Below are 24,816 nucleotides of genomic sequence, written 5' to 3' on the forward strand. Positions count from 1 at the left end.
CGTCCGAACCTCGGTCCGGACGACGCCCGCTGCTGCCTCCGCCCTCAGGGCGGCGGTCCGGCCCTCGACCGCGCCGTGAGGGAGAGCGGACCCGCGGCGACGGCCGCCTCCGTTCTCGCGACGCCGCCGTCGACGTCGCAGAGGACGAGCTCGGCGCCGTTCGCGCGGGCCACGGCGGCGGCACGTCCGCACGGATCCCCGGCCAGCAGGCCGGAGGCGACGTCGGCCGCTGCCAGGGACGAGGCGTCCGCGGCGGCGACGGCTCGCTGGTGCCCGACGACTCCTGCGCAGCCGGCGAGCACGGCGGCCGTCACCAGGATCGTGCCCGCGACGACTCCGATCGCCACGACCGCGGCCGATCCCTCCTCCTGGTCGCGGACAGCCCCGGGGAGCCGGCGGATCATCCGCCTCCGCCCAGCGCGCAGGACCGGACCGAGACCGGGAGCGACACCGCCGGGAGCGGATGCAGCCGAGCCGCGACGTCGACGCAGACCAGTCCGTCCTGCTCCCCCGCCGTGAGCGACGCCCCCGCTACCCGGGCGAGCGGCGCGTGGGGGTCGTCGCCCCGGGCCGCGGACCGGGCCGCGTCGGCCGCCGCGTCCACGAGCCGGACGTACTGCGCCGAGGCCGCCACCGATCCCAGGCACAGCGCCAGCACCGCGACCACCGCCGGGAGCACGAGCGCGAGCTCGGCAGTGGCCGAGCCCTCCTCCTGGACGAGCCGCCCGCGCAGCAGCGGAAGGCCTCTCATCCCGCCGCGGTGAGCGCGCGGGTCACCAGGTCGGTCAGGATGCTCCGCACCTCGTCGCCCTTGAGGATGACCACGAGCAGCCCGGCGAAGCCGACCGCGGCCATCGTCGCGATCGCGTACTCCGCCGTCGCCGACCCCTCCTCGTCGCCCAGAGCGCCGAGACCTCCCCACCCGGGTCGGCACCACTCGACGCGCCCCGCGGAGACGTCGATGCCCGTTCCTCCGCCGGACACCGCATCTCCGCCGCTCCTCGAGCCCCGGCTCGTTCCGGCCACACCACTTCCCGCATCCCTCCTCCTACCGAATCCTCGACTCCGGGAGACTTCCCCGCCGCTGATCGCCGTGTCACTGCTCATGTGTCCTGCTCCGTTCCGCCCCGCTCCGTGCCCCTCCTCCGAGGATCGCGGACTCCCGATCCCGCCGATCGGCCCTCCGGCCGATCCGTGGACACGCCTCCCGATCCCGCCCCTGTGGAGGAGCGGTCGACCGAATCACGCCGTCACCGAGAACGTCGAGAGCAGGACCGAGACGACCATCGGGGCCACTCCGAGCAGCAGGAACGCCGGCAGCACGCAGACTCCGAGCGGCAGCATCAGGGTCACGCCGAGCCGAGCGGCTCGCTCCCGCGCCCCGGAGGACGCCCGCGCCCGGACCAGAGCCGCCTCGCTCCGGAGCAGGCGTCCGGCCGGCACACCAGCCGCCGCGGAGAGGGCGAGCACCGGGTCCGCGTCGGAGAGCACGCGCTCGCCCGAGTCGAGCCCGCACTCGGCGAGCGCCGCCACGACCCGGGCGCGCGACGACTCGATCGAGCCGCCACCGGCCAGCGCCACCGAGAGGAGGTCGAGCGCGAGCCCGGGCGCCGGATCGGCCGGGGCCGCGCTTCGGACGAGGCGCCGCGTCCACGCGTGCGCGGCCGCCATCAACCCGGCTCCCCCGACCAGGCAGACCGCACCGGGCACCGTCCCGAGGAGCACGCCGACCACGTCGAAGCCCAGCAGCGCCCCCAGACCCAGCGCCGCCAGCGGCAGCGCGCTCACGACCCTCCCGGTGGCGGAGGGACCGGCCAGAGCCACCTCGATGTCCCGGCGGGCGCGCGCCAGCTCGCGCAGGGACTCCGCCAGCTCGCCGAGAGCGGCGGCGACCGGCGCGCCGGAGTCGGCGGCCACCCGCCACGCGGCGGCCAGCGCCGCCCACGCGGTCGCCTCACCGGTGTCCGGCGCTCGCCGTCGCGGCCGCTTCCGCTCCGAGCCGCTCCGCCGCGAAGCCGGCGTCCCGCGCAGCAGCGCCTCCGTCACGTCGCCCCCTCGGCCGGCCTCCTCCGACACCGCCCGGAGCAGTCGCCGCCGCCGCGCGTCCCCGCTGTCCGCCCCCTCCGCCCCCGCGAGATGCCCGAGGGCCGACGCGGGAGCCACTCCCGCCGCGAGGAGGACGGCCAGTCGGTGCACGACGGCCGCGACCTCGTCCAGCCCGTCCCGGCCCGTCACGCGCTCGACCTCGAGGCGCTCGGGAGCGACCCGTCCTCGACCCTCAGGCGGCCGGCCGCGTCGAGCGCGAACGTCCCGAATGCCGCCAGCCGCCGCCGCCCGTCGCGGCGCTCGAGGTGGAGCACCAGGTCGATCGCGCTGACCGTCTGGCGGGCGATCGCCTCGGGCCCGAGTCCCGCGAGGACCCCGAGCGCCTCGAGACGCGCGGGCACGTCCTCGAGGGAGTTCGCGTGGAGGGTCCCCGCACCGCCGTCGTGCCCGGTGTTCAGCGCGGACAGCAGCTCGCGCAGCTCGACGCCGCGGCACTCGCCGAGGACCAGGCGGTCCGGACGCATCCGCAGCGCCTCCCGCACGAGCCGGTCCAGCCCCACGGCACCGGCGCCCTCGAGGTTGGGCTGCCGCGCCTCGAGCGAGACGACGTGCGGATGCGCAGGCCGGAGCTCGCCGACGTCCTCGATGGCGACGATCCGCTCGGTCGGCGCCGCGCACCCGAGCAGGGCGCCGAGCAGGGTGGTCTTGCCTGATCCACCGGCTCCCGTGATCAGCAGGTTCCACCGCTCGCGGACCGCCCGGCGCAGAAGCCGCACCCCGTCGTCGTCCAGCATCCCCGCCGCCTGCAGCTCCCCGAGCGTCCAGGAGTCCGACCGCGGCACCCGCACCGACACGAGCGCTCCCCCGGTCGCCACCGGCGGCAGCACGACGTGCACGCGGACCCCGTGACGGAGCCTGACGTCCACGCACGGGGTCGCCTCGTCGACGTGCCGTCCACCGGCCGCGACCAGCGCGACGGCCAGCCGCCGTGCTCCGGCGGCGTCGAGCGTCCACTCCGGCACCCGCTCCGCACCACCGCCCCGGTCTATCCAGAGGCCCGCGCCGCCGTTCACGAAGAGGTCGGTCACCGCGGGGTCCGCGGCGTGCGGCGCGAGCAGCCCGAGACCGGCGGCGGCGGGCCGCACCGGCAGCGGGTCGCGGCGGTGCTCGGCGGGGACGAGGGGGACGAAGTCGCGGGTCATCCCGGCACGCTAGGAGCCCGTTCCGCGCGCCGGGGCGCTCCCTGCCCGATCGGAGGAGAGACGCCCGCGTCGGCGCCTGTGGAGGAACGACCCGGGCCGGACGCGCGCGCAGGGGCGGCCCGGGGCTCTCGGCAGGGAGCCGCTCCGAGGAGGGGCCCCACGGCGCAGAGAAGCCCAGTCGACGAGGAGACGTCCCGGCAACGCGGAAACGCCCCCGCGAGCAGAGCTCGAGCGGGGGCGTCCCTCCGCCGGATCCGGCGGGAAGAAGGGGGCGGCACCCATTGGGGGGAACAGGTGCCGCCTCGGCGGCGCTGGATTGGGGGGAATCACTTGCGCCGCTGGGCCGAAGTTCATTCGGCCGTATGCAACTGTAGGGGACGGATCGCGATTCGCCAAGCCCGGATCCTGTTCTCTGCGGACTCTTATCCGACACCCGCCCCGCACCCAGCTTGTGGCGCTCGGTGATCCGCGCTGGAGGCGGGCGCTACGGTGGTGCGACGCCGACCGCGCGGGCCGGCGAACGTCTCACTCGCGAAGGAGCGAATCGCAGATGTCCACTCCCCCCGACGCCCCGGCCGCCGACCGGAACGCCATCGACAACCTCCTCCACGAGACCCGCCGGTTCCCGCCGCCGGCCGATCTCGCCGCCGGAGCGGTCGCGACCGCCGCGCTCTACGACGAGGCCGCGGCCGACCGCCTCGCCTTCTGGGCCGACCGGAGCCGCGAGCTCCTGCACTGGCACCGGCCGTTCACGCGCACGCTCGACTGGAGCGAGCCCCCGTTCGCGAAGTGGTTCGACGACGGCGAGCTGAACGTGGCCTACAACTGCCTCGACCGCCACGTCCTGGCCGGCCACGGCGACCGTGTCGCCCTGCACTGGGAGGGCGAGCCCGGCGACTCCCGCTCGATCACCTACGCCGAGCTCACCGCCGAGGTGAAGCGCGCCGCGAACCTGCTCACGAGCCTCGGCGTCCGCGCCGGCGACCGCATCGCGATCTACCTGCCCATGATCCCGGAGGCGGTCATCGCGATGCTGGCCGTCGCCCGGCTGGGGGCGGTCCACTCCGTCGTCTTCGGCGGCTTCAGCGCCGAGAGCCTCCGCGCGCGGATCGACGACGCGGAGGCGACACTCGTCATCACCGCCGACGGCGGCTGGCGCAAGGGCGCCGTCTCGCCCCTGAAGCCGGCGGTCGACGCCGCGCTCGCCCTCGGCGGCGAGTCCAGCGTCCAGCACGTCCTGGTCGTGCGCCGCGGAGGCAACGAGGTCGCCTGGCACGAGGGGCGCGACCTCTGGTGGCACGAGGAGATCGTGGCGGTCGACGCCGACCACGTCGCCAAGCCGTTCCCCGCCGAGCAGCCCCTCTTCATCCTCTACACGAGCGGCACGACCGGGAAGCCCAAGGGCATCCTGCACACCAGCGGCGGGTACCTCACCCAGGTCGCCTTCACGCACCGCGCGGTCTTCGACCTGCACCCCGAGTCGGACGTCTACTGGTCGACCGCGGACGTGGGCTGGATCACCGGACACAGCTACGTCGTCTACGGCCCGCTCGCCAACGGCGCCACCCAGGTGATGTACGAGGGCACTCCCGACAGCCCGCATCCCGGCCGCTGGTGGGAGATCGTCGAGAAGCACGGCGTGACGATCCTCTACGCGGCGCCCACGGCGATCCGCTCCTTCATGAAGCTCGGCCGGCAGATCCCGCAGCGCTTCGACCTCTCGAGCCTGCGCCTGCTCGGATCGGTCGGCGAGCCGATCAACCCGGAGGCGTGGGTCTGGTACCGCGACGTCATCGGCGGCGGCCGCACCCCCATCGTCGACACCTGGTGGCAGACCGAGACCGGCGCGATGATGGTGTCCCCCCTGCCCGGGGTGACGACTCTCAAGCCCGGGTCCGCGCAGGTCGCTCTGCCGGGGATCTCGATCGACGTGGTCGACGACGCCGGGACGCCGGTCGGCGCCGACGAGGGCGGACTGCTCGTGATCACCGAGCCCTGGCCGGCGATGCTGCGCGGCATCTGGGGCGACCCGGAGCGCTACGTCGATACCTACTGGTCGAAGTTCGGCGACCGCTACTTCGCGGGCGACGGAGCGCGTCGCGACCAGGACGGCGACCTCTGGCTCCTGGGGCGCGTGGACGACGTGATGAACGTCTCCGGCCACCGCCTCTCGACGGCCGAGATCGAGTCGGCCCTCGTCTCGCACCCGGTCGTCGCCGAGGCGGCCGTCGTGGGAGCCGCGGACGAGACCACCGGCCAGGCCGTGGTCGCATTCGTGATCGCGAAGGCGAGCCAGGCCGAGGCGCTGGCCCACGGACACGACGAGCTCGAGGCCACCCTGAAGGCGCACGTCGCCGAGCACATCGGCGCAATCGCCCGCCCGAAGCGGATCTTCGTGGTGCAGGAGCTGCCCAAGACCCGCTCGGGGAAGATCATGCGCCGGCTGCTGCGCGACGTGGCGGAGGGACGTGCCGTGGGCGACACGACGACGCTCGCGGACACGCAGGTGATGGCGGTGATCTCCTCCGCGATCGCCGCGGACTGACCGGGCGCCGCCCCCTCCCGCCGCGTGGGCCGGAGGGGGCGGTGCGTCAGTCGAAGGCGACGATCAGCTCGACCTCGACGGGAGCGCCGAGGGGCAGCTCCGCCACCCCGACGGCCGAGCGCGCGTGACGGCCGGGCTCGCCGAACACGTCGCCGAGCAGCTCCGAGGCGCCGTTGATCACGCCGGGCTGCCCGGTGAAGCCGGAGGCGGACGCGACGAAGCCGGTGAGCTTCACGATCCGCGTCACCCGGTCGAGCGATCCGATCGCGTCGGCGACGGCCGCGAGCGCGTTGAGGGCGCAGGTGCGGGCCAGCTCCTTCGCCTGCTCGGGCGACACCTCGGCGCCGACCTTGCCGACCAGCGGCAGAGCGCCGTCGACGAAGGGGATCTGCCCGGCCGTGTAGACGAGGCCGCCGTGCACGACGGCGGGGACGTAGGCGCCGGCGGGGACCGCCACGGCGGGCAGCTCGACGCCGAGCTCCGCGAGACGCTCGGCGATCACGCGCCGGCCTCGGCGACGGGGCGCTTGAGGTACGCGACGAGGCCGCCCTCGGGACCGGTCACGATCTGGACCAGCTCCCAGCCCTCGGATCCCCAGGTGTTCAGGATCGCCGTGGTGTTGTGGATCATCAGCGGGGTGGTGATGTACTCCCAGCGCGGGACGGACATGGCTCTCCTCGGGTGCGGCCGGTGCGGGACGACTGCTGAGCGCCGCGCGTCGGCGGGATGAGCGCCGCGGCTCGTCCGAGCGCGGCGACTACGCTGATTCTATGTCGGGGCAGGGCGGGACCAGAGTCGTGAAGACCATCGGGGGCGCCGTCGGCGGTCTGATCGGCATCGTCGCCATGAGCGTCGTCGCGGGAGTCCTGGTGGCCGCCTCGGTGACGCCGGCGATCGCGCTGAGCGGGATGGCCGCCGGCAACACGGTGGAGATGTTCGACAACCTCCCCGAGTACCTCGAGATCGGCACGCTCGCCGAGAAGAGCGACGTGTACGCGAAGGACTCCTCCGGCGGCGACGTGCTGCTCGCCTCCTTCTACGCCCAGAACCGCGTCGAGGTGGGCTGGGACGAGATCTCGCCGTTCGTGAAGGACGCCGTGGTCGCCTCCGAGGACCCCCGCTTCTACGAGCACGGCGGCATCGATCTGCTCGGCACCGTCCGCGCGGCTGCGACGACGGCCATGGGCGGGGACGTCCAGGGCGGCTCCTCCATCACGCAGCAGTACGTCAAGAACGTGCTCGTGCAGAAGGCGGAGGCGCTCAGCGATCCGATCGAGCGCGACGCGGCCTACCGCGAGGCCACGGAGACCACTCCGGAGCGCAAGGTCGCCGAGATGCGGCTCGCCATCGGGCTCGAGAAGGAGTATCCGAAGAACGACATCCTGCTGGGCTACCTCAACATCGCCCTGTTCGGCGGCACCGTCTACGGCGTCGAGGCGGCCGCCCGCTACTACTTCGGAGTGAGCGCGAAGGACCTCTCGCTCGCGCAGTCCGCCGCACTCGTCGCGATCGTGAACAACCCCGAGAAGTTCCGCTTCGACCGGCCCGGCGACCCGGCGAACCCCGCCGCGGAGGGCTACCCGCAGACCCGGGACCGGCGCGACTACATCGTCACCCGCATGGACCTCGAGTCGAAGGTGACGTCCGAGCAGGCGCAGGCGGCCGTCGCCGAGCCCGTGACGCCAGACATCACCGAGCCGAGCACCGGCTGCCAGACGGCCGGAGTCGCGGCCTTCTTCTGCGACTACGTCACCTGGGTCATCAAGAACGACGACGCGTTCGGTGCGAGCCAGGACGAGCGCGACGCCACCTTCAAGCGCGGCGGCTACCGGATCTACACGACACTCGATTCCGACCTGCAGCAGGCCGCCGTCTCGGCCACCGACGACTGGGTGCCCAAGTCGATGGCGAACGTGAACATCGGCAGCGCGAGCGTCTCGGTCGAGGTCGGCACCGGCCGGATCCTCGCGATGACCCAGAACAAGGACTACTCCAACGATCCGGACCTGACGGGCCCCAACTACACGAGCGTCAACTACAACACCGACTTCGGGTACGGCGGCTCCTCGGGATTCCAGGTCGGCTCGACCTACAAGGTGTTCACCCTCGCGGAGTGGCTGCAGGAGGGGCACTCGCTCGGCGAGAGCGTCGACGGCACCCGCCGCGCCTACACGACCTTCCGTGACAGCTGCGAGCCCGACGGCGTCTACTACGGCGAGTCCTGGAACCCCGGGAACGACGAGGGCGGCAACGGAGGAGTGACCACGGCCCTGCAGGCGACGACCGGCTCGATCAACACCTCGTTCGCCGCCATGGCCCAGCAGCTGGACCTCTGCGGCATCCGCAACACGGCGCTGGCGATGGGCGTGCACCGTGCCGACGGGACCGAGCTGCAGAAGCTCGCGCCGACCATCCTCGGCACCAACGAGATCGCTCCGCTCACGATGGCCACGGCCTTCGCCGGCTTCGCGAACAAGGGCACCGTCTGCACGCCCATCGCGATCGACCGGATCGTCGACCGCACGGGCGCGGACGTCGCGCCGCCCGCCTCCGAGTGCAGCCAGGGGATGTCCGAGGAGGTGGCCGCGACCGCCGGCTACGCCCTGCAGCAGGTGGTGACGGGCGGCACCGGCGCCCCCTCCAACCCCCGCACCGGGGTGCCGCACATCGGTAAGACCGGCACCACGGACGACGCGCTGCACACGTGGATGGTCGGCGCGAGCACCGAGGTCGCCACCGCCACCTGGGTCGGCAACGTGACCGGCTTCACCTCCATGCGCGGATTCAGTCTCAACCGGGTGAACGCCGGGCAGGTGCGCCACCAGATCTGGCCGCGCATCATGCGCGTCGCCGACGCGAAGTACGGCGGGACGGCGTTCCCGGCTCCCGTCCGCTCGCTCGTCGACGCTCCGCAGGAGGCCGTGCCCCAGGTCACCGGCCAGAGCCCCTCTGCGGCGGCCGCACGACTGCGCTCCGTCGGCTTCACGGTCCGCGTCGACACTTCTCCGGTCCCCTCCGACCGCCCGGCAGGGACGGTCGCGCAGACGAACCCTCCCGCCGGGTCGCGCGTCTCCCGGGGCGCGGAGATCACCCTGCAGATCAGCGCCGGACCGGGCGCCCCGCCCCGCGCGGGCTGAGCCCCTGCACCCCCGGCTGCTCCCGAGGGAGCGTCCGGCAGAATGAACGCGGCCGCGCTCGCGGCCGACGTGCGAGAGAAGGACCCATGACCGGACGCACCCGTCGCCCCCTCACCACCGCCCTTGCGACCGTCGCCGCGGCCGGAGCCGTCGCCGCGGCCTGGGGCATCGGCGTCGAGCGGACGTTGTTCACCGTCCGGCGCACGTCGTTCCCGGTGCTGCCCGCGGGTTCCGAGCCGATCCGCGTCCTGCACGTGTCTGACCTGCACATGGCCCCGTGGCAGACGAAGAAGCAGGAGTGGATCCGCTCGCTCCTCGCCCTGGCGCCCGACGTCGTGGTCGACACCGGCGACAACCTCGGCCACCGCGACGGCGTGCTCGGCATCCGCCGGGCTCTGGAGCCCTTCGCCGGGATCCCCGGCGCCTTCGTCAACGGGTCCAACGACTACTTCGGCCCTCGGATCAAGAACCCGCTCCGCTACTTCGTCGGCCCCTCCAAGAACCCCAAGCAGCACGAGGCCGATCTCGACACCGACGGGCTGACCGGCTTCTTCTCGGACGGGCTCGCCTGGGTGGACCTCAACAACCGTGCCGAGAGCATCACGGTGAAGGGGACGCGCATCGAGTTCTTCGGCGTCGACGACCCGCACATCGGCCTCGACCGCATCGACCTCGTCGCCGGAGCCGTGGACGAGCTGCGCGGCGCGGAGGACGGACCGGCCGGGGTCAGCATCGGCGTGGCGCACGCGCCCTACCAGCGCATCCTCGACGACTTCGTCGCCCGCGGCGCCGAGGTGATCCTCGCCGGGCACACGCACGGCGGGCAGGTCTGCGTCCCGGGCTTCGGCGCCCTCGTCACCAACTGCGACATCCCGCGCGACAAGGTCGCCGGCTCGACGACGTGGGACAACGGACTGCGCAGCTCGTACCTCAACGTGTCCGCCGGAGTCGGCACCTCGATCTACGCACCGGTGCGCTTCGCCTGCCGGCCCGAGGTGACCCTCGTCACGCTCACTCCGGCGGCCTGACGAGGGGTGTCCGACGGCGGTCCGGAAATCGGCTACTATTGTCGAGGCTCGTGAGCGGTTCTCCGTGATGAGCACACCGGGGTGTGGCGCAGCTTGGTAGCGCGCCTCGTTCGGGACGAGGAGGTCGTGGGTTCGAATCCCGCTACCCCGACCGGTGAGAAGCCCGGCCAGGATCGATGATCCGGCCGGGCTTCGTCGTTCCCGGGGCGTTCTCGGAATTCTGCTGTGGCGGGGCTCGCCCGCGGGCGGATGCTCGCCCGGATCGGAGCCGGGTCGTCGACGGAGCCGGCCCGATCACCGCCCTGCGCTCTCCGGCTCGAGCACCCCTGTCGGCGTCCCGAGCGTCCTGCGCACGGCCGTGCCTCCAGCCCACTCCCCCGCGCCTCCCGGCCCGATCCCAGCAGCCGGGAGCGAGACTGTTCTTCCGCCGTCGTCGCCGCCTCCGCCCGACGACCGACGAGAGGAGCACCGTGACCCGGTCGCTCACCCGCCTCACCCTCGCCATCGGCGTGCCCTACGTGGTCGCGCTCGCAGCGATCGCCTTCTGGCCGACGCCCGTCGATGCGGGAGTGCGGGGGGATCTCGGCCGGGTGACCTCCTGGTTCGCCCGGCACGGCCTCCCGATGGTCGACTACGCGTTCATCGAGTCGACCGCCAACATCGCCCTGTTCGTGCCCCTGGGGCTGCTCCTGGCCCTCAACCTGCGGCTCCGGAGGGCGTGGGTCGCTGTGGCCGTCGGCGCCGTCGTGAGCTCGCTCATCGAGGCGGGCCAGCTGCTCTTCCTCTCGGCGCGCTTCGCGACCGTCGAGGACGTCGTGATGAACACCTCCGGCGCCCTCCTCGGCGCGGTCGCCGGCGTCCTGCTCCGGATGGTCGTCCGCGCACGACGACGCCGGAGGGCGGCGGAGTGGGACGACGCCTTCGCGCACATCCCCCTCCGCGGCACCTCCGGCGTCGTGGCGGACCAGCCGAGCCGCGTCCGCTGAGACGACGGCTCTGCCGCGTCAGCGGCCGAGGCCGCGGTACTCCCAGCCGGCCGCACGCCAGGCGGCGGGGTCGAGGCAGTTGCGACCGTCGACGAGGAAGGTGTTGGCCACCTTCGCCGCCGTGGCCGCGGGGTCGAGGGCGCGGAACTGCTTCCACTCCGTCACGACGACCACGGCGTCGGCACCGGCCAGCGCCTCGTCGACGTCGGTCGTGTAGGTGATCTCGGGGTAGCGGCGGCGCGAGTTCTCGATCGCCTCGGGGTCGGTCGCGACCACGGTCGCACCGAGGTCGTGCAGGCGAGCGGCGACGTCGAGCGACGGCGAGTCGCGGATGTCGTCCGACTCCGGCTTGAACGCCAGACCGAGCACCGCGATGCGGCGGCCCTCGACGGAGCCGCCCAGGCCCTCGGTGACGAGGTCGACGACGCGCTGACGGCGACGCAGGTTGATCGCGTCGACCTCTTTGAGGAAGGCGACGGACTCGCCGACGCCGAGCTCGTCGGCGCGGGCCGAGAAGGCGCGGATGTCCTTCGGGAGGCAGCCGCCTCCGAAGCCGATGCCCGCGTTCAGGAAGCGGCGGCCGATCCGCACGTCGTAGCCGATCGCGTCGGCGAGCTGCGTGACGTCCGCGCCGGTGACCTCCGCGATCTCGGCGATCGCGTTGATGAACGAGATCTTGGTCGCGAGGAAGGCGTTGGCCGAGACCTTCACCAGCTCGGCGGTGGCGTAGTCGGTGACCACGAGCGGGGTCTCGGCCGCGAGCGCCGTCGCGTAGACCTCGTCGAGGGTCGCCTTCGCCGCTGCTCCAGCCTCGCCTGCGGGCACGCCGTAGACGAGGCGGTCGGGGCTGATCGTGTCCTTCACGGCGAAGCCCTCGCGGAGGAACTCGGGGTTCCAGGCGAGGGTCGCACCGGAGGAGGCGATGCGGTCGGCCAGGCGGGCGGCGGTGCCGACGGGGACGGTCGACTTGCCGACGACGAGGGAGTCCGCCTCGAGGTAGGGCAGGAGACCGTCGATCGCCGAGTCGACGTAGGTCATGTCCGCGGCGTTCTCGCCCGGCTTCTGCGGGGTGCCGACGGCGACGAAGTGCACGGCCGCACCGGCGGCGTCGGCCATGTCGGTCGAGAAGCGCAGACGCCCGGAGGCGACGCCGGAGGACAGCAGCTCCGGGAGGCCGGGCTCGAAGAACGGCGCGGTGCCGGCCGCCAGGGCGTCGATCTTCTTCTGGTCGACGTCGATGCCGATGACGTCGTGGCCGAGCTCGGCCATGGCGGCAGCGTGGACGGCACCGAGGTAGCCGCAGCCGATGACAGAAAGCTTCACAGGGGTTCTCCGAATCGTGGCGGGTTCGTGTCGCGGTCGCGACGGTGAGGAGGAGCGATGCGATGCGGCGAGGCGTCAGCGCGCCCGCAGACGCGCGACTACCGCCGCGCCAATGCTCTCAGATCACGGGAGAGGTCGGCGACAGCCGCCGCGATCTGCGCCGCCACGCGCTCGTGCACGGCCTCGCTGCGGCCGATCGGGTCCTCGATGTCGTCGCCGCCCTCGCCCCGCGGGGCGCGCCCGCGGTGGGCGGCGGCGAGCCGCACGACGGCGCGGAGCCGCGCGGCGGGGTCCTCCACCGTCGGCAGCGGCACCTCCCGCAGCACGAACGGCAGCACGCGGGCGAACTCGAGCAGCGTGAAGCCGCGGAGGAGGAGCGACGGGAAGCGCCGGGAGGCGTCGACCAGGTGGTCGCGCGTCATCGTGAGCAGGAGGTCGGCGTCGCCGACGATCGCGTCGCCGAGCACCGCGCTCGTGTGCGCGGCCGGGTCTCCCCCGTGCTGAGCCGAGAAGCGGGCCGAGACCGGGTCCATCGGCAGTCCGTCGCGCGTCCTCACTCCGGCGCTCGTGAACGCGAAGAGCGGACCTCCCGCGGGTGAGGTCGCGTCGGCGAGTGCGGCGCGCAGCAGCTGCTCCGCCATCGGCGACCGGCAGATGTTGCCGGTGCAGACCGAGAGCACGGTGAAGACGGGCGCGGCGGAGGCGGCGACCGGTTCGTCCGGTCGCCAGCTCCGGCGGGCGGGGCGGGCGGAGTCGTCTCCCGGGAAGATCATCGCGGGGCGCTCAGGCCGAGGTCGACGCGGGCTCGGGCTCGACGGCCGTGTCCGGGCGGGCACCCGATCGCTCGGAGCCGTAGTAGCTCGTGTAGTAGTAGCCGTAGCCCCGGCCGACCTGGCCGCGCGCGGGCACGCGGTTGAGGATCACGCCGAGGGTGTGGCCGCTGACCCGCTCGAGGTTCTGGATCGCCTTGCCCAGCTCGTCGGTCGTCGTCCTGCCCGCGGAGATGACCACGAGCGCGCCGTCGGTGCGGGCGGTGAGGATGGCGCCGTCCGTGACGGGCAGGAGCGGCGGCGCATCGACGATCACGATGGCCTCGCGAGCGATCTCGTGCAGGAGGATGTCCATGCCGTTGGAGCCGAGCAGCTCGGACGGGTTCGGCGGGATCGACCCGGCTCCGAGTACCCAGAGGTTGCCGGACGGGCCCCACGGCTGCAGGACGTCCTGCAGTTCCGCCTTGCCGATCAGCAGGTCGGTCAGTCCGACGCCGGGAACGAGGCCGAACGACTTGGCGACGGTGGGCTTGCGGAGGTCGCCGTCGACGACGACGGTGCGCTGACCGGAGGCGGCGAGCGTCACCGCGAGGTTCGCGGTCACCGTCGACTTGCCGTCCGAGGGCAGCGGGCTCGTCACGACGATGATGCGCGGCGGGCTGTCGATGTTCATGAACTGCAGGTTCGTGCGGAGCTCGCGCAGCGCCTCGGCGAGTGCGTGCTTGCCGTCGGCCTTGATGTAGTCGGTCGTGTCGGCCTCGGGGACGATGCGGTTGGTCTCGCTGAGGCGCTTGTCGACGGGGAGGGTGCCGACCACGGGGAGGTCGAACAGGCGCTCGACCATCTCGGCGGTGCGGATGCGCCGGTCAAGCGTGTTGCGGACGAACGCGTAGACGAGGCCGAGGACGAGGCCCGCGAGCGCGCCGACCGCGAGGACGAGGCGCAGGTTCGGGAACGCCGGCGAGGACGGGAGCGCCGCGGTCTGCAGGACGGTGAGGGAGACCGTGTCGCCGACGCCCGTCTCCTGGTTGACCTGCTGCACCTTGGTGGCGATGGCCGCGACCCAGGCGTCGGCGAGCTTCTGCGCGCCCTCGGGGGTGGAGGCGGTGGCGCTGACCTTCATCACCGGGGCGACCGTGTCGGCCTGCACCGCGATCGCCGAGATCAGCGTGGCGGGCGAGACATCGAGGCCGAGGCTGTCGATCGCGATCTGCGCCACGTCGCGCGAGGTGGCGATCGGGACGTAGGTGGCGAGGCTCGACTTGGCGACGGACTGCGCGATCTGCTGCGTGTAGATCGCCTGGCTGTCGTCGGCACCGGTGGTGGCGACGGAGACGAGGCCCTGCGAGTCGGCGACGTACCGCGGCTTCTGCGTCAGCGACCAGCCGAAGGCGACGAGAGTGCCGAGGAGGATCGCCGCGACGATCGGGATCCAGTGGTCGCGCAGGAGCCGGAGGACGTCTCGAAGTTCCACAGAGTCAGATTTCCTTCGCTGGTACGGATCACGCGGCGGGCGCCGGAGACGGGTTCTTCCGAATTCTGACACAGCGCTTCCGCGCCCTCGGCGCCAGGCGCGTCAACCGTGCCACCCGTCGGGGGTGGGCTCCGGCGGAGTCCCTCTCGTGATCACTCCGAGGCCCTCGAGCTCGACGACCGCCGACTCGACGACCGCCTCCGCATCGACGCCGGCGGGCGGCGGGCCCGCCTCCTCGAGCACCGCGGCGACGAGACCGGGCAGATCGGAGCCCCGGCCGGCGTGCCGCCAGATCGTCGGGCCGATGCCGGACAGGCGCACGAGGGTGCCGCCGCAGAACACGAGCAGCTGGCCGTCGGCGAGCTCCACCGCGTCGTCCGCAGGGGTGCGCAGGACGGTGCCGGGCAGGGCTTCGCCCACAGGGTCGAGCTGCACGGAGACCACCTCGGACCAGGCGGACGGGGCCTCGGCGCCGAGGGACGCGAAGACCTCCTCGACCAGGTGCACCACGCTCGCGGCCTCGGAGTAGACCAGTCGCCGGACGCCGCCCAGCGCCGAGAGGGTGCGGACGAGATCGGCGATCGGCCGCGGGCGGGCCGAGAGGTAGGAGGTCTGCGGCACCAGGTCCTCGATCGCGTCGACCGGGTCGACGTGCTCGAGGAAGGGCCTCCCGACGCCGTCGCGGCGCTCGAGCAGGAGGACTCCCGCCAGCCGCAGGGGCGCCTCCGGGACCGGTCGGAGGGCGAGCGACCCGGGGGCCAGCTGCGCCTTCGGCGCCGATCCGGTCAGCGGCTTCACCGACAGCGGCTTGGGATAGGGCAGGACGCGCCCCTCCGGGGTCACGCCGACCGTCTCGTCGGTGACGTAGCCGAAGCGGGACCCGAGCGTCCGGGCGATGGTGGTCTTGCCGGTCCCGGAGGCGGCGACGAAGGCCAGCACGCGGCCGGACTCGTCGGAGATCCCGCAGGCGTGGAGCATCAGCAGGTCGGCGCGCCGGGCGCCGATCGCCTCGAGGGTCAGGGTCGAGGTCAGGGACTCCTCGAGCTGCGCGAGCGTGGCGCTCGAGACCCGGGGCGAGCCGTCGACCGGGACGGAGGGATCGTGCCCCACCTCGGCGAGGACGTCGCGTGCTCCCGCGTCGGGCTCGGACGCGCAGGCGGCCCAGCTGTCGGCGATCCGCGCCGCGTCCTCGTCGCCGACGCCGCGTCCGAAGACCACGCGGAACGGGGTCTCGAGGACCGAGACGGACAGGCTGCGGGGCTCGGCGCCCCTCCCCCCGGCGATCAGTACGCCCCGTCCCGGGCGAGGACGGCGCGCGCGGTCTTGAAGAGGATCACGATGTCGCCGGTCATCGACCAGTTCTCGACGTAGTACAGGTCGAGGCGGACGGTGTCCTCCCACGAGAGGTTCGAGCGTCCGCTGACCTGCCAGAGCCCGGTGATGCCGGGCTTCATCAGGAAGCGGCGGTGCACGTGCTCCTCGTACTGCTCGACCTCGCGGGCCAGCGGCGGGCGGGGGCCGATCAGGGACATGTCGCCGCGGAAGACGTTCAGGAACTGGGGCAGCTCATCGAGGCTGAAGCGCCGGAGGATCGCGCCCACCCGGGTGACGCGCGGGTCCTTCGCCATCTTGAAGAGGATCGAGTTCCCCTCCGCACGCTGCTGCGACGCGAGAGCCGCCAGTCGCGCCTCCGCGTCGACGACCATCGAGCGGAACTTCAGCATCTCGAAGGTCGCGCCGTTCAGACCGATGCGCTCCTGCCGGAAGAGCACGGGCCCGGGGCTGGTGACCTTGACCAGCACGGCGACGACGACGAGCACCGGCGCGCTGAGGATGATCAGCATGGTCGACGCGAGGATGTCGAAGAGGCGCTTGGCGAACCGCTGGCGGCCGTCGAAGCGCGGGGTCTCGACGTGGATCAGCGGAAGGCCCGCGACGGGGCGGGTGTGGATGCGCGGACCGCCGATGTCGGTGAGGCTCGGCGCCACGACGAGGTGCTCGCGCCCGGGCTCGAGCGTCCAGCTCAGCTCGCGGATCCGCTGCGGCGCCAGCTCGTCGGAGCTCGTGACGACCACCGTGTCGGCGCCGGTGGCGTCCATCACGGCGCGGACGCCGTCGATCCCGGTGAACCCGTGGACCGCGAGGCCCGAGAGCTCCTGCTCGCTCCGCAGCGCGTCCGCACCGCCGACCGAGGTCGAGACGGCGCCGACGAGCTTGTAGCCGGCCTCGGTGCCGCGGCGCAGCTCGCGTGCGGTGTGCAGGACGCTCGCGCGGGAGCCGAGGAGCACGACCTGGCTCGAGAAGCGGCCCGCCCGGCGCTGCCGGGTGAGCCAGGAGCGCCAGACCAGGCGGCCGACGCAGATCAGCACGATCCCGGCGGGGAACGCCGTGATGATGTAGCCGCGCGCCAGCAGGATCTGGAGCAGGTAGGCGATGATCGCGACGATGCCGAAGAGCCAGATGGAGGCGTCGACGACGCGGCGGTACTCGACGTATCCGGTGCCGACGATCCGGCGGTCGCGCGTGTCGAAGACCTGGAGGGCGAGGAGCCAGCCGACCGACAGGGCGACGGACACCCAGGTGTAGCTGACCGCGATGTCGGCGGGGTTCTTGAACCCCAGGTCCGAGTTCAGGTTCAGGTCGAACCAGAAGAGCTGCGTGCCGAAGACGGAGAGGACGATCGCGACGACGTCCGTGATGAGCAGCCGTCGCCGGTAGTCCTGCTCCCACGACGGCCGACGCCTCAGCGGTGCCCCTTGCGCCGTCATCGTTTCCCCCGACCTTTCCTGCTGCTTCGAAAGGCGTAATTCCGTTTCCGGTGTTGTCACGTCGTCAGGCTACCCACTTCCTCGTTTCGGAGGGGTGTCGCGCCGGTGAGGAACGCTCGACCGGTCACCCGCGGAGCCGGCCGCGGCTCTCCTGGAGGTAGCACGCGCCGCACAGCGACTCGTAGGTGACCGCCGTTCCGTCGATCGCGACCTGATCGCCGTCGAACACGAAGCGGCCGTCCACGACGCGCCCGTTGAAGATCGCTTTGCGCCCGCACCGGCAGATCGTCTTCAGCTCCTCGAGGCTGTGGGCGATCTCCAGGAGCCGCCTGCTTCCCGGGAACGCGGCGGTGCGGAAGTCCGTGCGGATGCCGTACGCGAGGACGGGCACGTTCTCGAGGATGGCGATCCGGAGCAGATCATCGACGTGCGACTCCGGCAGGAACTGCGCCTCGTCGACGAGCAGAGCACTCACGTCGCGCTTCGACTCGGCCAGCACGCGGGCCCGGGCGGCGGTGAAGACGGCCACCGGGTCCCCGTCGGGCTCGAACAGGATGTCCACCGGACGGGTCACGCCGAGCCGCGACACGATCAGCTCCTCGCCCTTCGTGTCGACGGCCGGCTTGGCCAGCAGCACCCGGTGCCCGCGCTCCTCGTAATTGTGCGCGGCCTGCAGGAGCGACGTGCTCTTCCCGCTGTTCATCGCTCCGTAGCGGAAGTACAGCTTGGCCATCAGGTCTCCTCGGGGCGGGTCCGGAGGCGGGGCCCCCGGGGTGAGCAGGGGCCGGTCACGGGAGGAACCCGTCCTCGCCGGCGCGGCGGATCAGATCGGCCCGGCGGCTCGCGGGCCTGCCGACGGCGACGTACTTGCGGCGCACGCGCTGCAGGTAGGTCTTCGCGGTCTCGAACTGCACGTTCATCTTGGCGGCGACCTCGGGGGTGCTCGATCCGGACGCGTAGAGACGCAGCGCCTCCAGCTCGCCGGCGCTGAGCCGTGGGCGCTGCTGCGCCGCGACTCCGGACGGCAGGGGCCGCCACTGCGCGGACGAGACGTCGGCAGAGCGCATCTCGAGAGCGGCGCGGGTCTGCTCCATCACCTCGGCGAGCGGGCGCGACTTCGCCAGGTGCCGCACCGCTCCGGCCTTCAGGGCGCGCTCGCGGACCTCGTCGTCCTCGCTCGCGGAGAGCGCCACGACCGCGGCTCCGGCCGCCCGGCAGGTCCGGATCCGCGCCTCGATCGAGATCGGCTCGCGCAGCTCGACGTCCATCACGACCACCTGGGTGGGGAAGACATCGCTCGTCACCAGGTCGTGCCAGGTGGAGGCGGCCACGACGACCTCGAAGTCCGGGGCGTGGGTGCGGATCCACGCGCTCGTCGCCGCGAGCAGGTCCTCGCGCGGGTCGAGCAGGCCGAGCCGGACCGCACGGGGTGCCGCGTCGCGGGCGCTCCGGGCGGAGGAGCCCGAGGGCTCACCGGAGCGGGTGACCATGCGGACGATCCTAGCCGCGGCCGGGCCCGCCCCCGGCTCAGAACAGCGTCGGCTGCCCGACGCCGGGCAGGATCGCAGCGCGCTCCGGCCCGAGCTCCCCGACCAGCAGCCCGTCGTGCTGGAGGGAGCGCCGCTCGCCGCCGAGGGTCCGCAGCGTCCCGAGCGAACCGAGGGCGGAGGACTTGACGGAGCCGGTGGCCGGGTCCTCCTCGCCGCGCTCGAGCCCGTGGGCGCGCATCAGCGGGCGGATGCGCGCCGAGAGCCAGCGCCGGTACTCGAGAGGCGCGTAGGCGTCGCGGCCCGGGTAGAGCGCTCGGTACTTGTCGACCAGCTCGGGGTGCTCCTGCCCGAGCCACTGCAGGAACCACTCCTTCACCCCGGGCTTGAGGTAGAGAGTCGAGTACATGATCGTGCTGGCGCCCGCCTCGCGGCAGGCCCGGAGCGACTCGTCGAGGTGCGCCCGGGTGTCGGTGAGGAACGGCAGGATCGGCATCAGGAACACCGAGCAGTCGAAGCCGGCCTCCCGTGCCGCGGTGACCGTCGCCAGCCTGGCCGCCGCAGTCGGCGCACCCGGCTCGACGGAGCGCTGGAGGCCCTCGTCGTAGACGGCGATCGACACTCCGAGGTCGACCGGGACGTGCTCGGCGGCCTCGCGGAGCAGCGGCAGGTCTCGCCGCAGCAGCGAGCCCTTCGTGAGGATCGAGATCGGGGTGCCCGAGGCGGCGAGCGCGGCGATGATGCCCGGCATCAGCCGGTAGCGGCCCTCGGCGCGCTGGTACGGATCGGTGTTGGTGCCGAGTGCCACGGGGTGCCGCTCCCAGCTCGGCTTGGCGAGCTCCCGGGTGAGGACCTCGGCTACGTTCACCTTCACGACGATCTGCGAGTCGAAGTCGCGGCCGCCGTCGAACTCGAGGTACTCGTGCGTGGGCCGGGCGAAGCAGTAGGTGCAGGCGTGGGTGCAGCCGCGCATCGGGTTGATGCTCCAGCCGAACGGCATCTTCGAGGAGGTGTGCACGCGGTTGAGCGCCGACTTCGCGAGCACCTCGTAGAAGGTGATGCCCTCGAACTCCGGCGTGCGCACCGTCCGCACCAGGTCTGTGAGCTTGACGAGCCCGGGCAGCGCGGCCTCGTCGGCCGTGCCGATCGACTGCCCGCTCCACCTCATGGAGCCATTAGAACATACGTTCGAGCGGGTCGCAGCCGATCAGACCGAGGCGGACAGCTCCAGCGTCTCGGCGGTCGCGGTGACCGTCTGCTCGGCCTTCTCGGGCGCGTCGTTGAGTGTCGAGCCGTAGCTCGGCACCAGCGCGCGGATCCGCGGCTCCCAGGCCTTCATCCGGTCGGGGAAGCACTTCTGCACGATGTCGAGCATGATCGGCACGGCGGTCGAGGCTCCGGGCGAGGCGCCGAGCAGGCCGGCGATCGTGCCGTCCCCTCCGGTGATGACCTCGGTGCCGAACTGCAGCACGCCGCCCTTCTTCTCGTCCTTCTTCATCACCTGGACGCGCTGGCCGGCGGTGATCAGGTACCAGTCCTCGTCGCGGGCGGTGGGCAGGAACTCGCGCAGGGCCTTCATCTTCTTGCCACGGCCGGCGAGCACCTCGCCGATCAGGTACTTCATCAGGTCGAGGTTGTCGCGGGCGACCGCGAGCATCGGGCCGATGTTGTGCGGCCGGATCGACAGGGGCAGGTCGAGCCACGAGCCCCGCTTCAGGAACTTGGGCGTGAAGCCCGCGTAGGGGCCGAAGAGGAGGGACGACTCGCCGTCGACGACGCGCGCATCGAGGTGCGGCACCGACATCGGGGGCGCGCCGACCGCAGCCTTGCCGTAGACCTTCGCCTTGTGCCGGGCGACCAGCTCGGGGTTGTCGGTGCGGAGGAACTGGCCCGAGATCGGGAAGCCTCCGAAGCCCTTGATCTCGGGGATGCCCGACTTCTGCAGGAGGTGCAGCGCACCGCCGCCGGCGCCGACGAAGACGAAGCGGGCGGTCACCGACTGGGGCGTGCCTCCGACGACCTGCTTGAGGTCGAGGCGCCAGGTGCCGTCCTTCTGCCGGGTGATGTCGGTGACCTCGCGGCCGGTGTCGAGCGTGCCGCCGTGGGCGACGACGTGGTCGAACAGCTGGTGGGTCAGCGAGCCGAAGTCGACGTCGGTGCCGGCCGGCATGCGCGTCGCCGCGTAGGGGCCGCCGCCGGCGGGACGCTGCTCCATCAGCAGGGGCGCCCACTCGTGGATGGTCTTGACGCTCTCGGTGAACTCGATGCCGGCGAACAGCGGCTGGTCCTTGAGCGCCTCGTAGCGCTTCCGGAGGTACTCGACGTTGGCCTCGCCGTGCACGAAGGTCATGTGCGGCGCCGGGTTGATGAAGCTGGAGGGCTCGCGGATGTCGCCGGACTCCACCAGGCTCGACCAGAACTGGCGCGAGATCTGGAACTGCTCGTTGATCTGGATCGCCTTGGCCGGGTCGACGGAGCCGTCGGCCGCCTCGGGCATGTAGTTCAGCTCGCAGAGGGCCGCGTGACCGGTGCCCGCGTTGTTCCACGGGTTCGACGACTCCTGCGCCACGTCGCCGAGGCGCTCGTAGGCGGCGATCGTCCAGTCGGGCTGCAGCTGGGTGATGAGTGCGCCGAGCGTGGCGCTCATGATGCCCCCACCGATGAGGGCGACGTCGACCGGTTCCGAGGAGTTCACGAGAGTCGAGTTTACGCTCGCCCGCGGACGCCGCGGCCGGGAGGGGCCCCGCTCCCCCATCAAATTCGCGGCTTTTCCACCCGGAGGGGGCCGGAGCGCTCGGCGCCGGCCCCGTCCACGCCGGTCAGGAGACGGGCTGCTTCGCCGCGATGAGCTCGGCGATCTGCACGGCGTTCAGGGCCGCGCCCTTGCGGAGGTTGTCGTTGCTGATGAAGAGCGCGAGGCCGCGTCCCTCCGGGGCGCCCTCGTCGGCGCGGATGCGGCCGACGAAGCTCGGGTCCTTGCCCGCGGCCTCCAGCGGAGTCGGCACCTCGCGCAGCACGACGCCGGGCGCGTCGGCCAGCAGCTCGCGCGCACGCTCGGGGCTGAGGGCGGAGGCGAACTCGGCGTTGACGGAGAGCGAGTGGCCGGTGAACACGGGGACGCGCACGCAGGTGCCCGAGACCAGCAGCTCCGGGAGCTCGAGGATGCGGCGACTCTCGTTGCGGAGCTTCTTCTCCTCGTCGGTCTCGTTCGAGCCGTCCTCGACCAGGCTCCCCGCGAAGGGGATGACGTCGAAGGCGATCGGGGCGACGTACTTGTCCGGCGCGGGGAAGTCGACCGCCGAGCCGTCGTGCACCAGGTCGAGCAGGTGCTCGTCGGCGACGGCGGCGCGGACCTGGCCGGCCAGCTCGTTCGCTCCGGCCAGCCCGCTGCCGGACACGGCCTGGTAGGTGCTGACGATCAGGCGCGTGAGCCCCGCCTCGCGGTCGAGGACCTTGAGGATCGGCATCGCGGCCATCGTGGTGCAGTTGGGGTTGGCGATGATGCCCTTGACCGCCTGGTCGATGGCATGGGGGTTCACCTCGCTGACGACCAGCGGGACCTCGGGGTCCATCCGCCAGGCGCTCGAGTTGTCGATCACGGTGACGCCGGCCGCGGCGAAGCGGGGCGCCTGCGCGCGCGAGCCCGTGGCTCCGGCCGAGAACAGGGCGATGTCGAGCCCCGACGGATCGGCGGTCTCCACGTCCTCGACCACGACGTCCTCGCCGCGGAACGGCAGCGTCGTGCCCGCCGAGCGGGCGGTGGCGAAGAAGCGGATGGACGCGATCGGGAAGTCGCGCTCCTCGAGGAGGCGGCGCATCACCTTCCCGACCTGGCCGGTCGCGCCGACGACGCCCACGTGGAGGGGGGTGCTGCTCATGCTGTGCTCTTTCGTCCGTGCGGCGCGCGGGCCGCTCGTGGCGGGGGGATCGAGGGAGAGGGTACCGGTCGCTCCGGCCGCTCGGGAGGAACGGCCGGATCGCGAGGGTGTCCGGCCGTCAGCGGCCGGTGCCGGCGTAGACGATGGCCTCGTCCTCGGCGTCGAGCCCGAAGGCGGTGTGCACGACGCGCAGGGCCTCGTTCACGGTGTCGGCGCGGGTGACGACCGAGATGCGGATCTCGCTCGTGGAGATCATCTCGATGTTGATCCCGGCCTCGTAGAGGGAGCGGAACAGCTTCGCGGAGACGCCGGCGTTGGTGCGCATCCCGGCGCCCACGAGCGCGAGCTTGGCGATCTGGTCGTCGTACTGCAGGGACTCGAAGCCGACCTCGTCCTTCTCGGCGTTGAGAGCCATGAGGACCGTCTGGCCGTCGGCCTTGGGCAGGGTGAACGAGATGTCCGTGCGGGCGGTCGCCGCAGCCGACACGTTCTGCACGATCATGTCGATGTTGGAGCCGGTCTTGGCCACGATCGTGAAGATCTGCGCGGCCTTGCCCGGGATGTCGGGGACTCCGACGACGGTGATCTTCGCCTCGTTCAGGTCGGCGGCGACTCCGGCGATGATGGGCTCTTCCACGGCTTGTCCGTTCTGCTCGGCGCCGGAGGTCTCGGCGTTGTAGACGATGGTGCCCTCGTTGGGGCTGAAGGAGGAGCGCACGTGGAGCGTGACTCCGTGGCGGCGGGCGAACTCGACGGCGCGGATGTGCAGCACCTTCGCTCCCGCGGCGGCCAGCTCGAGCATCTCCTCGCTGGTGATGCGGTCGAGCTTGCGGGCCTTCTTGACGACCCGCGGGTCGGCGGTGAAGACGCCGTCGACGTCGGTGTAGATCTCGCAGGTGTCGGCGCCGAGTCCCGCGGCGAGCGCGACGGCGGTGGTGTCCGAGCCGCCGCGGCCGAGGGTGGTGATGTCCTTCGTGTCGCGGTTGAAGCCCTGGAAGCCCGCGACGATGACGACGGCGTTCTCGTCGAGCGCCTCGCGGAGGCGGACCGGGGTGATGTCGACGATGCGGGCGGCGCCGTGCTGCGCGTCCGTGATCATGCCGGCCTGGCTGCCGGTGAAGGAGCGGGCCTCGAAGCCCATGCTCTTGATCGCCATCGCCAGCAGCGCCATCGAGATGCGCTCGCCCGAGGAGAGCAGCATGTCGAGCTCGCGGGGGGCGGGGATGGGCGTGACCTGGTGGGCGAGCTCGAGCAGGTCGTCGGTGGTGTCGCCCATGGCCGAGACGGCGACGACCACGTCGTTGCCCGCCTGCTTGGTGGCGACGATCCGCTTCGCGACCCGCTTGATGCTCTCCGCGTCGGCGACGGAGGACCCGCCGAACTTCTGGACGATCAGGCTCACGTGCTGCTCCCGTGTCGGTGGCTGGACCGCCGTCGCGACCCGACGGGCGAGTCTACCGGTCGACCGCATGCCGGAGCGGTCATGCGACTCCGGCGGCCGCGTCAGTTCTCGACGAGCCGGCGGCCCTCGAAGGCGCGGCCGAGGGTGATCTCGTCGGCGTACTCGAGGTCTCCGCCGACGGGCAGCCCGGAGGCAAGACGGGTGATGCGGATGCCGAGGGTGCTGAGCATGCGCGAGAGATAGGTCGCCGTCGCCTCGCCCTCGAGGTTCGGGTCGGTCGCGATGATGACCTCCTGCACCTCGCCGTCCGCGAGCCGCTGCAGCAGCTGGCGGATGCGGAGCTGATCCGGGCCGATGCCGTCGATCGGGCTGATCGCGCCGCCGAGCACGTGGTAGAGCCCGCGGAACTCGCGGGTGCGCTCGATCGCCGGGACGTCCTTCGCCTCCTCCACGACGCAGATGACGGCGCGGCTGCGGCGCGGATCGCGGCAGATCCCGCAGGTCGCCTCCTCCGCCACGTTCCCGCAGATGTCGCAGAAGTGCACACGGCCGCGCAGCTCGAGCAGGATCTCGGCGAGCCGGGTGACGTCGAACGTCTCGGTCTGCAGGATGTGGAACGCGATGCGCTGGGCGGACTTCGGGCCGATGCCGGGGAGCCGGCCGAGCTCGTCGATCAGCTCCTGGACGATGCCTTCGTACATGCGGTCGCCTCCTCTCGGGTGGGGCGGACGGGGGTGGCGGCCGACGCCGTTTCAGTGAAGCCGGCGTGT

General features: G+C 72.4%; 23 protein-coding genes and 1 tRNA gene. 5 read left to right on the top strand and 19 right to left on the bottom strand.

Annotation, left to right across the window (positions count from 1 at the left end):
• Positions 1-44 precede the first annotated feature (44 nt).
• The 5 genes from C5D66_RS09090 to C5D66_RS09110 form a co-directional block, all read right to left on the bottom strand.
• Positions 45-404 (bottom strand): Rv3654c family TadE-like protein, encoded by a 360-nt coding sequence (locus tag C5D66_RS09090; protein WP_104255840.1) that lies wholly within the window; start codon positions 402-404, stop codon positions 45-47.
• On the bottom strand, positions 401-751 hold the full coding sequence (locus tag C5D66_RS09095) for a TadE family type IV pilus minor pilin (RefSeq protein ID WP_104255841.1): 351 nt from the start codon (positions 749-751) through the stop codon (positions 401-403). Before C5D66_RS09095 ends, C5D66_RS09090 begins: the two co-directional genes overlap by 4 nt.
• Entirely contained in the window at positions 748-984 is a 237-nt protein-coding gene (locus tag C5D66_RS09100) for a DUF4244 domain-containing protein (RefSeq protein WP_258059887.1), read from the bottom strand. Before C5D66_RS09100 ends, C5D66_RS09095 begins: the two co-directional genes overlap by 4 nt.
• Positions 985-1,242: 258 nt before the next feature.
• The gene (locus C5D66_RS09105; protein ID WP_104255843.1) at positions 1,243-2,235 is read right to left on the bottom strand and encodes a type II secretion system F family protein; all 993 of its coding nucleotides are present in this window, start codon (positions 2,233-2,235) and stop codon (positions 1,243-1,245) included.
• Positions 2,232-3,248: a TadA family conjugal transfer-associated ATPase gene (locus tag C5D66_RS09110; protein WP_104326890.1), complete on the bottom strand. Its 1,017-nt coding sequence runs from the start codon at positions 3,246-3,248 to the stop codon at positions 2,232-2,234. The genes C5D66_RS09105 and C5D66_RS09110 overlap by 4 nt, the downstream gene beginning before the upstream one ends.
• Positions 3,249-3,798: 550 nt before the next feature.
• On the opposite strand from C5D66_RS09110, the gene acs reads away from it, so the two are divergent.
• Positions 3,799-5,793 (top strand): acetate--CoA ligase, encoded by a 1,995-nt coding sequence (gene acs / locus C5D66_RS09115; protein ID WP_104256510.1) that lies wholly within the window; start codon positions 3,799-3,801, stop codon positions 5,791-5,793.
• Between the two features lie 46 nt (positions 5,794-5,839).
• Here the strand turns inward: acs and C5D66_RS09120 are convergent, their stop codons facing one another.
• Both C5D66_RS09120 and C5D66_RS17155 read right to left on the bottom strand, forming a co-directional pair.
• Positions 5,840-6,295, bottom strand: coding sequence for a RidA family protein (locus C5D66_RS09120; protein ID WP_208543361.1), 456 nt, complete (start codon positions 6,293-6,295; stop codon positions 5,840-5,842).
• Complete coding sequence (locus C5D66_RS17155) at positions 6,292-6,462, bottom strand: hypothetical protein (RefSeq protein WP_164861113.1); 171 nt, start codon at positions 6,460-6,462, stop codon at positions 6,292-6,294. The genes C5D66_RS09120 and C5D66_RS17155 overlap by 4 nt, the downstream gene beginning before the upstream one ends.
• Before the next feature lie 101 nt (positions 6,463-6,563).
• On the opposite strand from C5D66_RS17155, the gene C5D66_RS09125 reads away from it, so the two are divergent.
• From C5D66_RS09125 to C5D66_RS17465, 4 genes are all read left to right on the top strand, one after another.
• The gene (locus tag C5D66_RS09125; RefSeq protein ID WP_104256509.1) at positions 6,564-8,930 is read left to right on the top strand and encodes a transglycosylase domain-containing protein; all 2,367 of its coding nucleotides are present in this window, start codon (positions 6,564-6,566) and stop codon (positions 8,928-8,930) included.
• Between the two features lie 86 nt (positions 8,931-9,016).
• Positions 9,017-9,958, top strand: a complete 942-nt coding sequence (locus C5D66_RS09130; RefSeq protein WP_104256508.1) for a metallophosphoesterase — start codon at positions 9,017-9,019, stop codon at positions 9,956-9,958.
• A gap of 77 nt (positions 9,959-10,035) precedes the next feature.
• A tRNA-Pro gene (locus tag C5D66_RS09135) sits at positions 10,036-10,109 on the top strand.
• A gap of 319 nt (positions 10,110-10,428) precedes the next feature.
• Positions 10,429-10,944: a VanZ family protein gene (locus tag C5D66_RS17465; protein ID WP_258061301.1), complete on the top strand. Its 516-nt coding sequence runs from the start codon at positions 10,429-10,431 to the stop codon at positions 10,942-10,944.
• An 18-nt stretch (positions 10,945-10,962) separates the two neighbouring features.
• On the opposite strand, the gene C5D66_RS09145 is transcribed toward C5D66_RS17465, so the two are convergent.
• From C5D66_RS09145 to recR, 12 genes are all read right to left on the bottom strand, one after another.
• Entirely contained in the window at positions 10,963-12,267 is a 1,305-nt protein-coding gene (locus C5D66_RS09145) for a UDP-glucose/GDP-mannose dehydrogenase family protein (RefSeq protein ID WP_104222179.1), read from the bottom strand.
• 98 nt (positions 12,268-12,365) lie between these two features.
• Positions 12,366-13,040, bottom strand: a complete 675-nt coding sequence (locus C5D66_RS09150; protein WP_104256506.1) for a low molecular weight phosphatase family protein — start codon at positions 13,038-13,040, stop codon at positions 12,366-12,368.
• A gap of 10 nt (positions 13,041-13,050) precedes the next feature.
• The gene (locus tag C5D66_RS09155) at positions 13,051-14,511 is read right to left on the bottom strand and encodes a polysaccharide biosynthesis tyrosine autokinase (RefSeq protein ID WP_159939611.1); all 1,461 of its coding nucleotides are present in this window, start codon (positions 14,509-14,511) and stop codon (positions 13,051-13,053) included.
• 102 nt (positions 14,512-14,613) lie between these two features.
• Positions 14,614-15,729 carry a hypothetical protein gene (locus C5D66_RS09160; protein WP_104256504.1) on the bottom strand — a complete coding sequence of 372 codons (1,116 nt, stop codon included), beginning with the start codon at positions 15,727-15,729 and terminating at the stop codon, positions 14,614-14,616.
• Positions 15,730-15,794: 65 nt separating this feature from the next.
• Positions 15,795-17,279 carry a sugar transferase gene (locus C5D66_RS09165; RefSeq protein ID WP_104222171.1) on the bottom strand — a complete coding sequence of 495 codons (1,485 nt, stop codon included), beginning with the start codon at positions 17,277-17,279 and terminating at the stop codon, positions 15,795-15,797.
• Between the two features lie 124 nt (positions 17,280-17,403).
• A complete protein-coding gene (locus tag C5D66_RS09170; protein WP_104227256.1) occupies positions 17,404-18,012 on the bottom strand; it encodes a thymidine kinase in 609 nt (202 codons plus the stop codon).
• 55 nt (positions 18,013-18,067) lie between these two features.
• The gene (locus C5D66_RS09175; protein WP_104237728.1) at positions 18,068-18,769 is read right to left on the bottom strand and encodes a LuxR C-terminal-related transcriptional regulator; all 702 of its coding nucleotides are present in this window, start codon (positions 18,767-18,769) and stop codon (positions 18,068-18,070) included.
• 37 nt (positions 18,770-18,806) lie between these two features.
• Positions 18,807-19,934 (bottom strand): Rv2578c family radical SAM protein, encoded by a 1,128-nt coding sequence (locus tag C5D66_RS09180; RefSeq protein WP_104233745.1) that lies wholly within the window; start codon positions 19,932-19,934, stop codon positions 18,807-18,809.
• A 39-nt stretch (positions 19,935-19,973) separates the two neighbouring features.
• Positions 19,974-21,521: a malate:quinone oxidoreductase gene (locus C5D66_RS09185; protein WP_104256503.1), complete on the bottom strand. Its 1,548-nt coding sequence runs from the start codon at positions 21,519-21,521 to the stop codon at positions 19,974-19,976.
• Between the two features lie 64 nt (positions 21,522-21,585).
• A complete protein-coding gene (locus C5D66_RS09190) occupies positions 21,586-22,644 on the bottom strand; it encodes an aspartate-semialdehyde dehydrogenase (protein ID WP_104227259.1) in 1,059 nt (352 codons plus the stop codon).
• Between the two features lie 118 nt (positions 22,645-22,762).
• Entirely contained in the window at positions 22,763-24,046 is a 1,284-nt protein-coding gene (locus tag C5D66_RS09195; RefSeq protein ID WP_104256502.1) for an aspartate kinase, read from the bottom strand.
• Positions 24,047-24,147: 101 nt separating this feature from the next.
• Positions 24,148-24,747, bottom strand: a complete 600-nt coding sequence (gene recR / locus C5D66_RS09200) for a recombination mediator RecR (RefSeq protein WP_104222157.1) — start codon at positions 24,745-24,747, stop codon at positions 24,148-24,150.
• Between the last annotated feature and the right edge of the window lie 69 nt (positions 24,748-24,816).

This window comes from Rathayibacter sp. AY1B4, from assembly GCF_002932815.1.
In the GTDB taxonomy this organism is placed as follows: domain Bacteria; phylum Actinomycetota; class Actinomycetes; order Actinomycetales; family Microbacteriaceae; genus Rathayibacter.

Excerpts from the sequence above, each read along its gene's own strand:
- C5D66_RS09130 (WP_104256508.1), top strand. The coding sequence starts at position 9,017 with ATGACCGGACGCACCCGTCGCCCCCTCACCACCGCCCTTGCGACCGTC.
- acs (WP_104256510.1), top strand. The coding sequence starts at position 3,799 with ATGTCCACTCCCCCCGACGCCCCGGCCGCCGACCGGAACGCCATCGAC.
- C5D66_RS09090 (WP_104255840.1), bottom strand. The coding sequence starts at position 404 with ATGATCCGCCGGCTCCCCGGGGCTGTCCGCGACCAGGAGGAGGGATCG.
- recR (WP_104222157.1), bottom strand. The coding sequence starts at position 24,747 with ATGTACGAAGGCATCGTCCAGGAGCTGATCGACGAGCTCGGCCGGCTC.
- C5D66_RS09110 (WP_104326890.1), bottom strand. The coding sequence starts at position 3,248 with ATGACCCGCGACTTCGTCCCCCTCGTCCCCGCCGAGCACCGCCGCGAC.
- C5D66_RS17155 (WP_164861113.1), bottom strand. The coding sequence starts at position 6,462 with ATGTCCGTCCCGCGCTGGGAGTACATCACCACCCCGCTGATGATCCAC.
- C5D66_RS09185 (WP_104256503.1), bottom strand. The coding sequence starts at position 21,521 with ATGGGGGAGCGGGGCCCCTCCCGGCCGCGGCGTCCGCGGGCGAGCGTA.
- C5D66_RS09095 (WP_104255841.1), bottom strand. The coding sequence starts at position 751 with ATGAGAGGCCTTCCGCTGCTGCGCGGGCGGCTCGTCCAGGAGGAGGGC.
- C5D66_RS09125 (WP_104256509.1), top strand. The coding sequence starts at position 6,564 with ATGTCGGGGCAGGGCGGGACCAGAGTCGTGAAGACCATCGGGGGCGCC.
- C5D66_RS09170 (WP_104227256.1), bottom strand. The coding sequence starts at position 18,012 with ATGGCCAAGCTGTACTTCCGCTACGGAGCGATGAACAGCGGGAAGAGC.
- C5D66_RS09190 (WP_104227259.1), bottom strand. The coding sequence starts at position 22,644 with ATGAGCAGCACCCCCCTCCACGTGGGCGTCGTCGGCGCGACCGGCCAG.
- C5D66_RS09175 (WP_104237728.1), bottom strand. The coding sequence starts at position 18,769 with ATGGTCACCCGCTCCGGTGAGCCCTCGGGCTCCTCCGCCCGGAGCGCC.
- C5D66_RS09150 (WP_104256506.1), bottom strand. The coding sequence starts at position 13,040 with ATGATCTTCCCGGGAGACGACTCCGCCCGCCCCGCCCGCCGGAGCTGG.
- C5D66_RS09165 (WP_104222171.1), bottom strand. The coding sequence starts at position 17,279 with ATGACGGCGCAAGGGGCACCGCTGAGGCGTCGGCCGTCGTGGGAGCAG.
- C5D66_RS09180 (WP_104233745.1), bottom strand. The coding sequence starts at position 19,934 with ATGAGGTGGAGCGGGCAGTCGATCGGCACGGCCGACGAGGCCGCGCTG.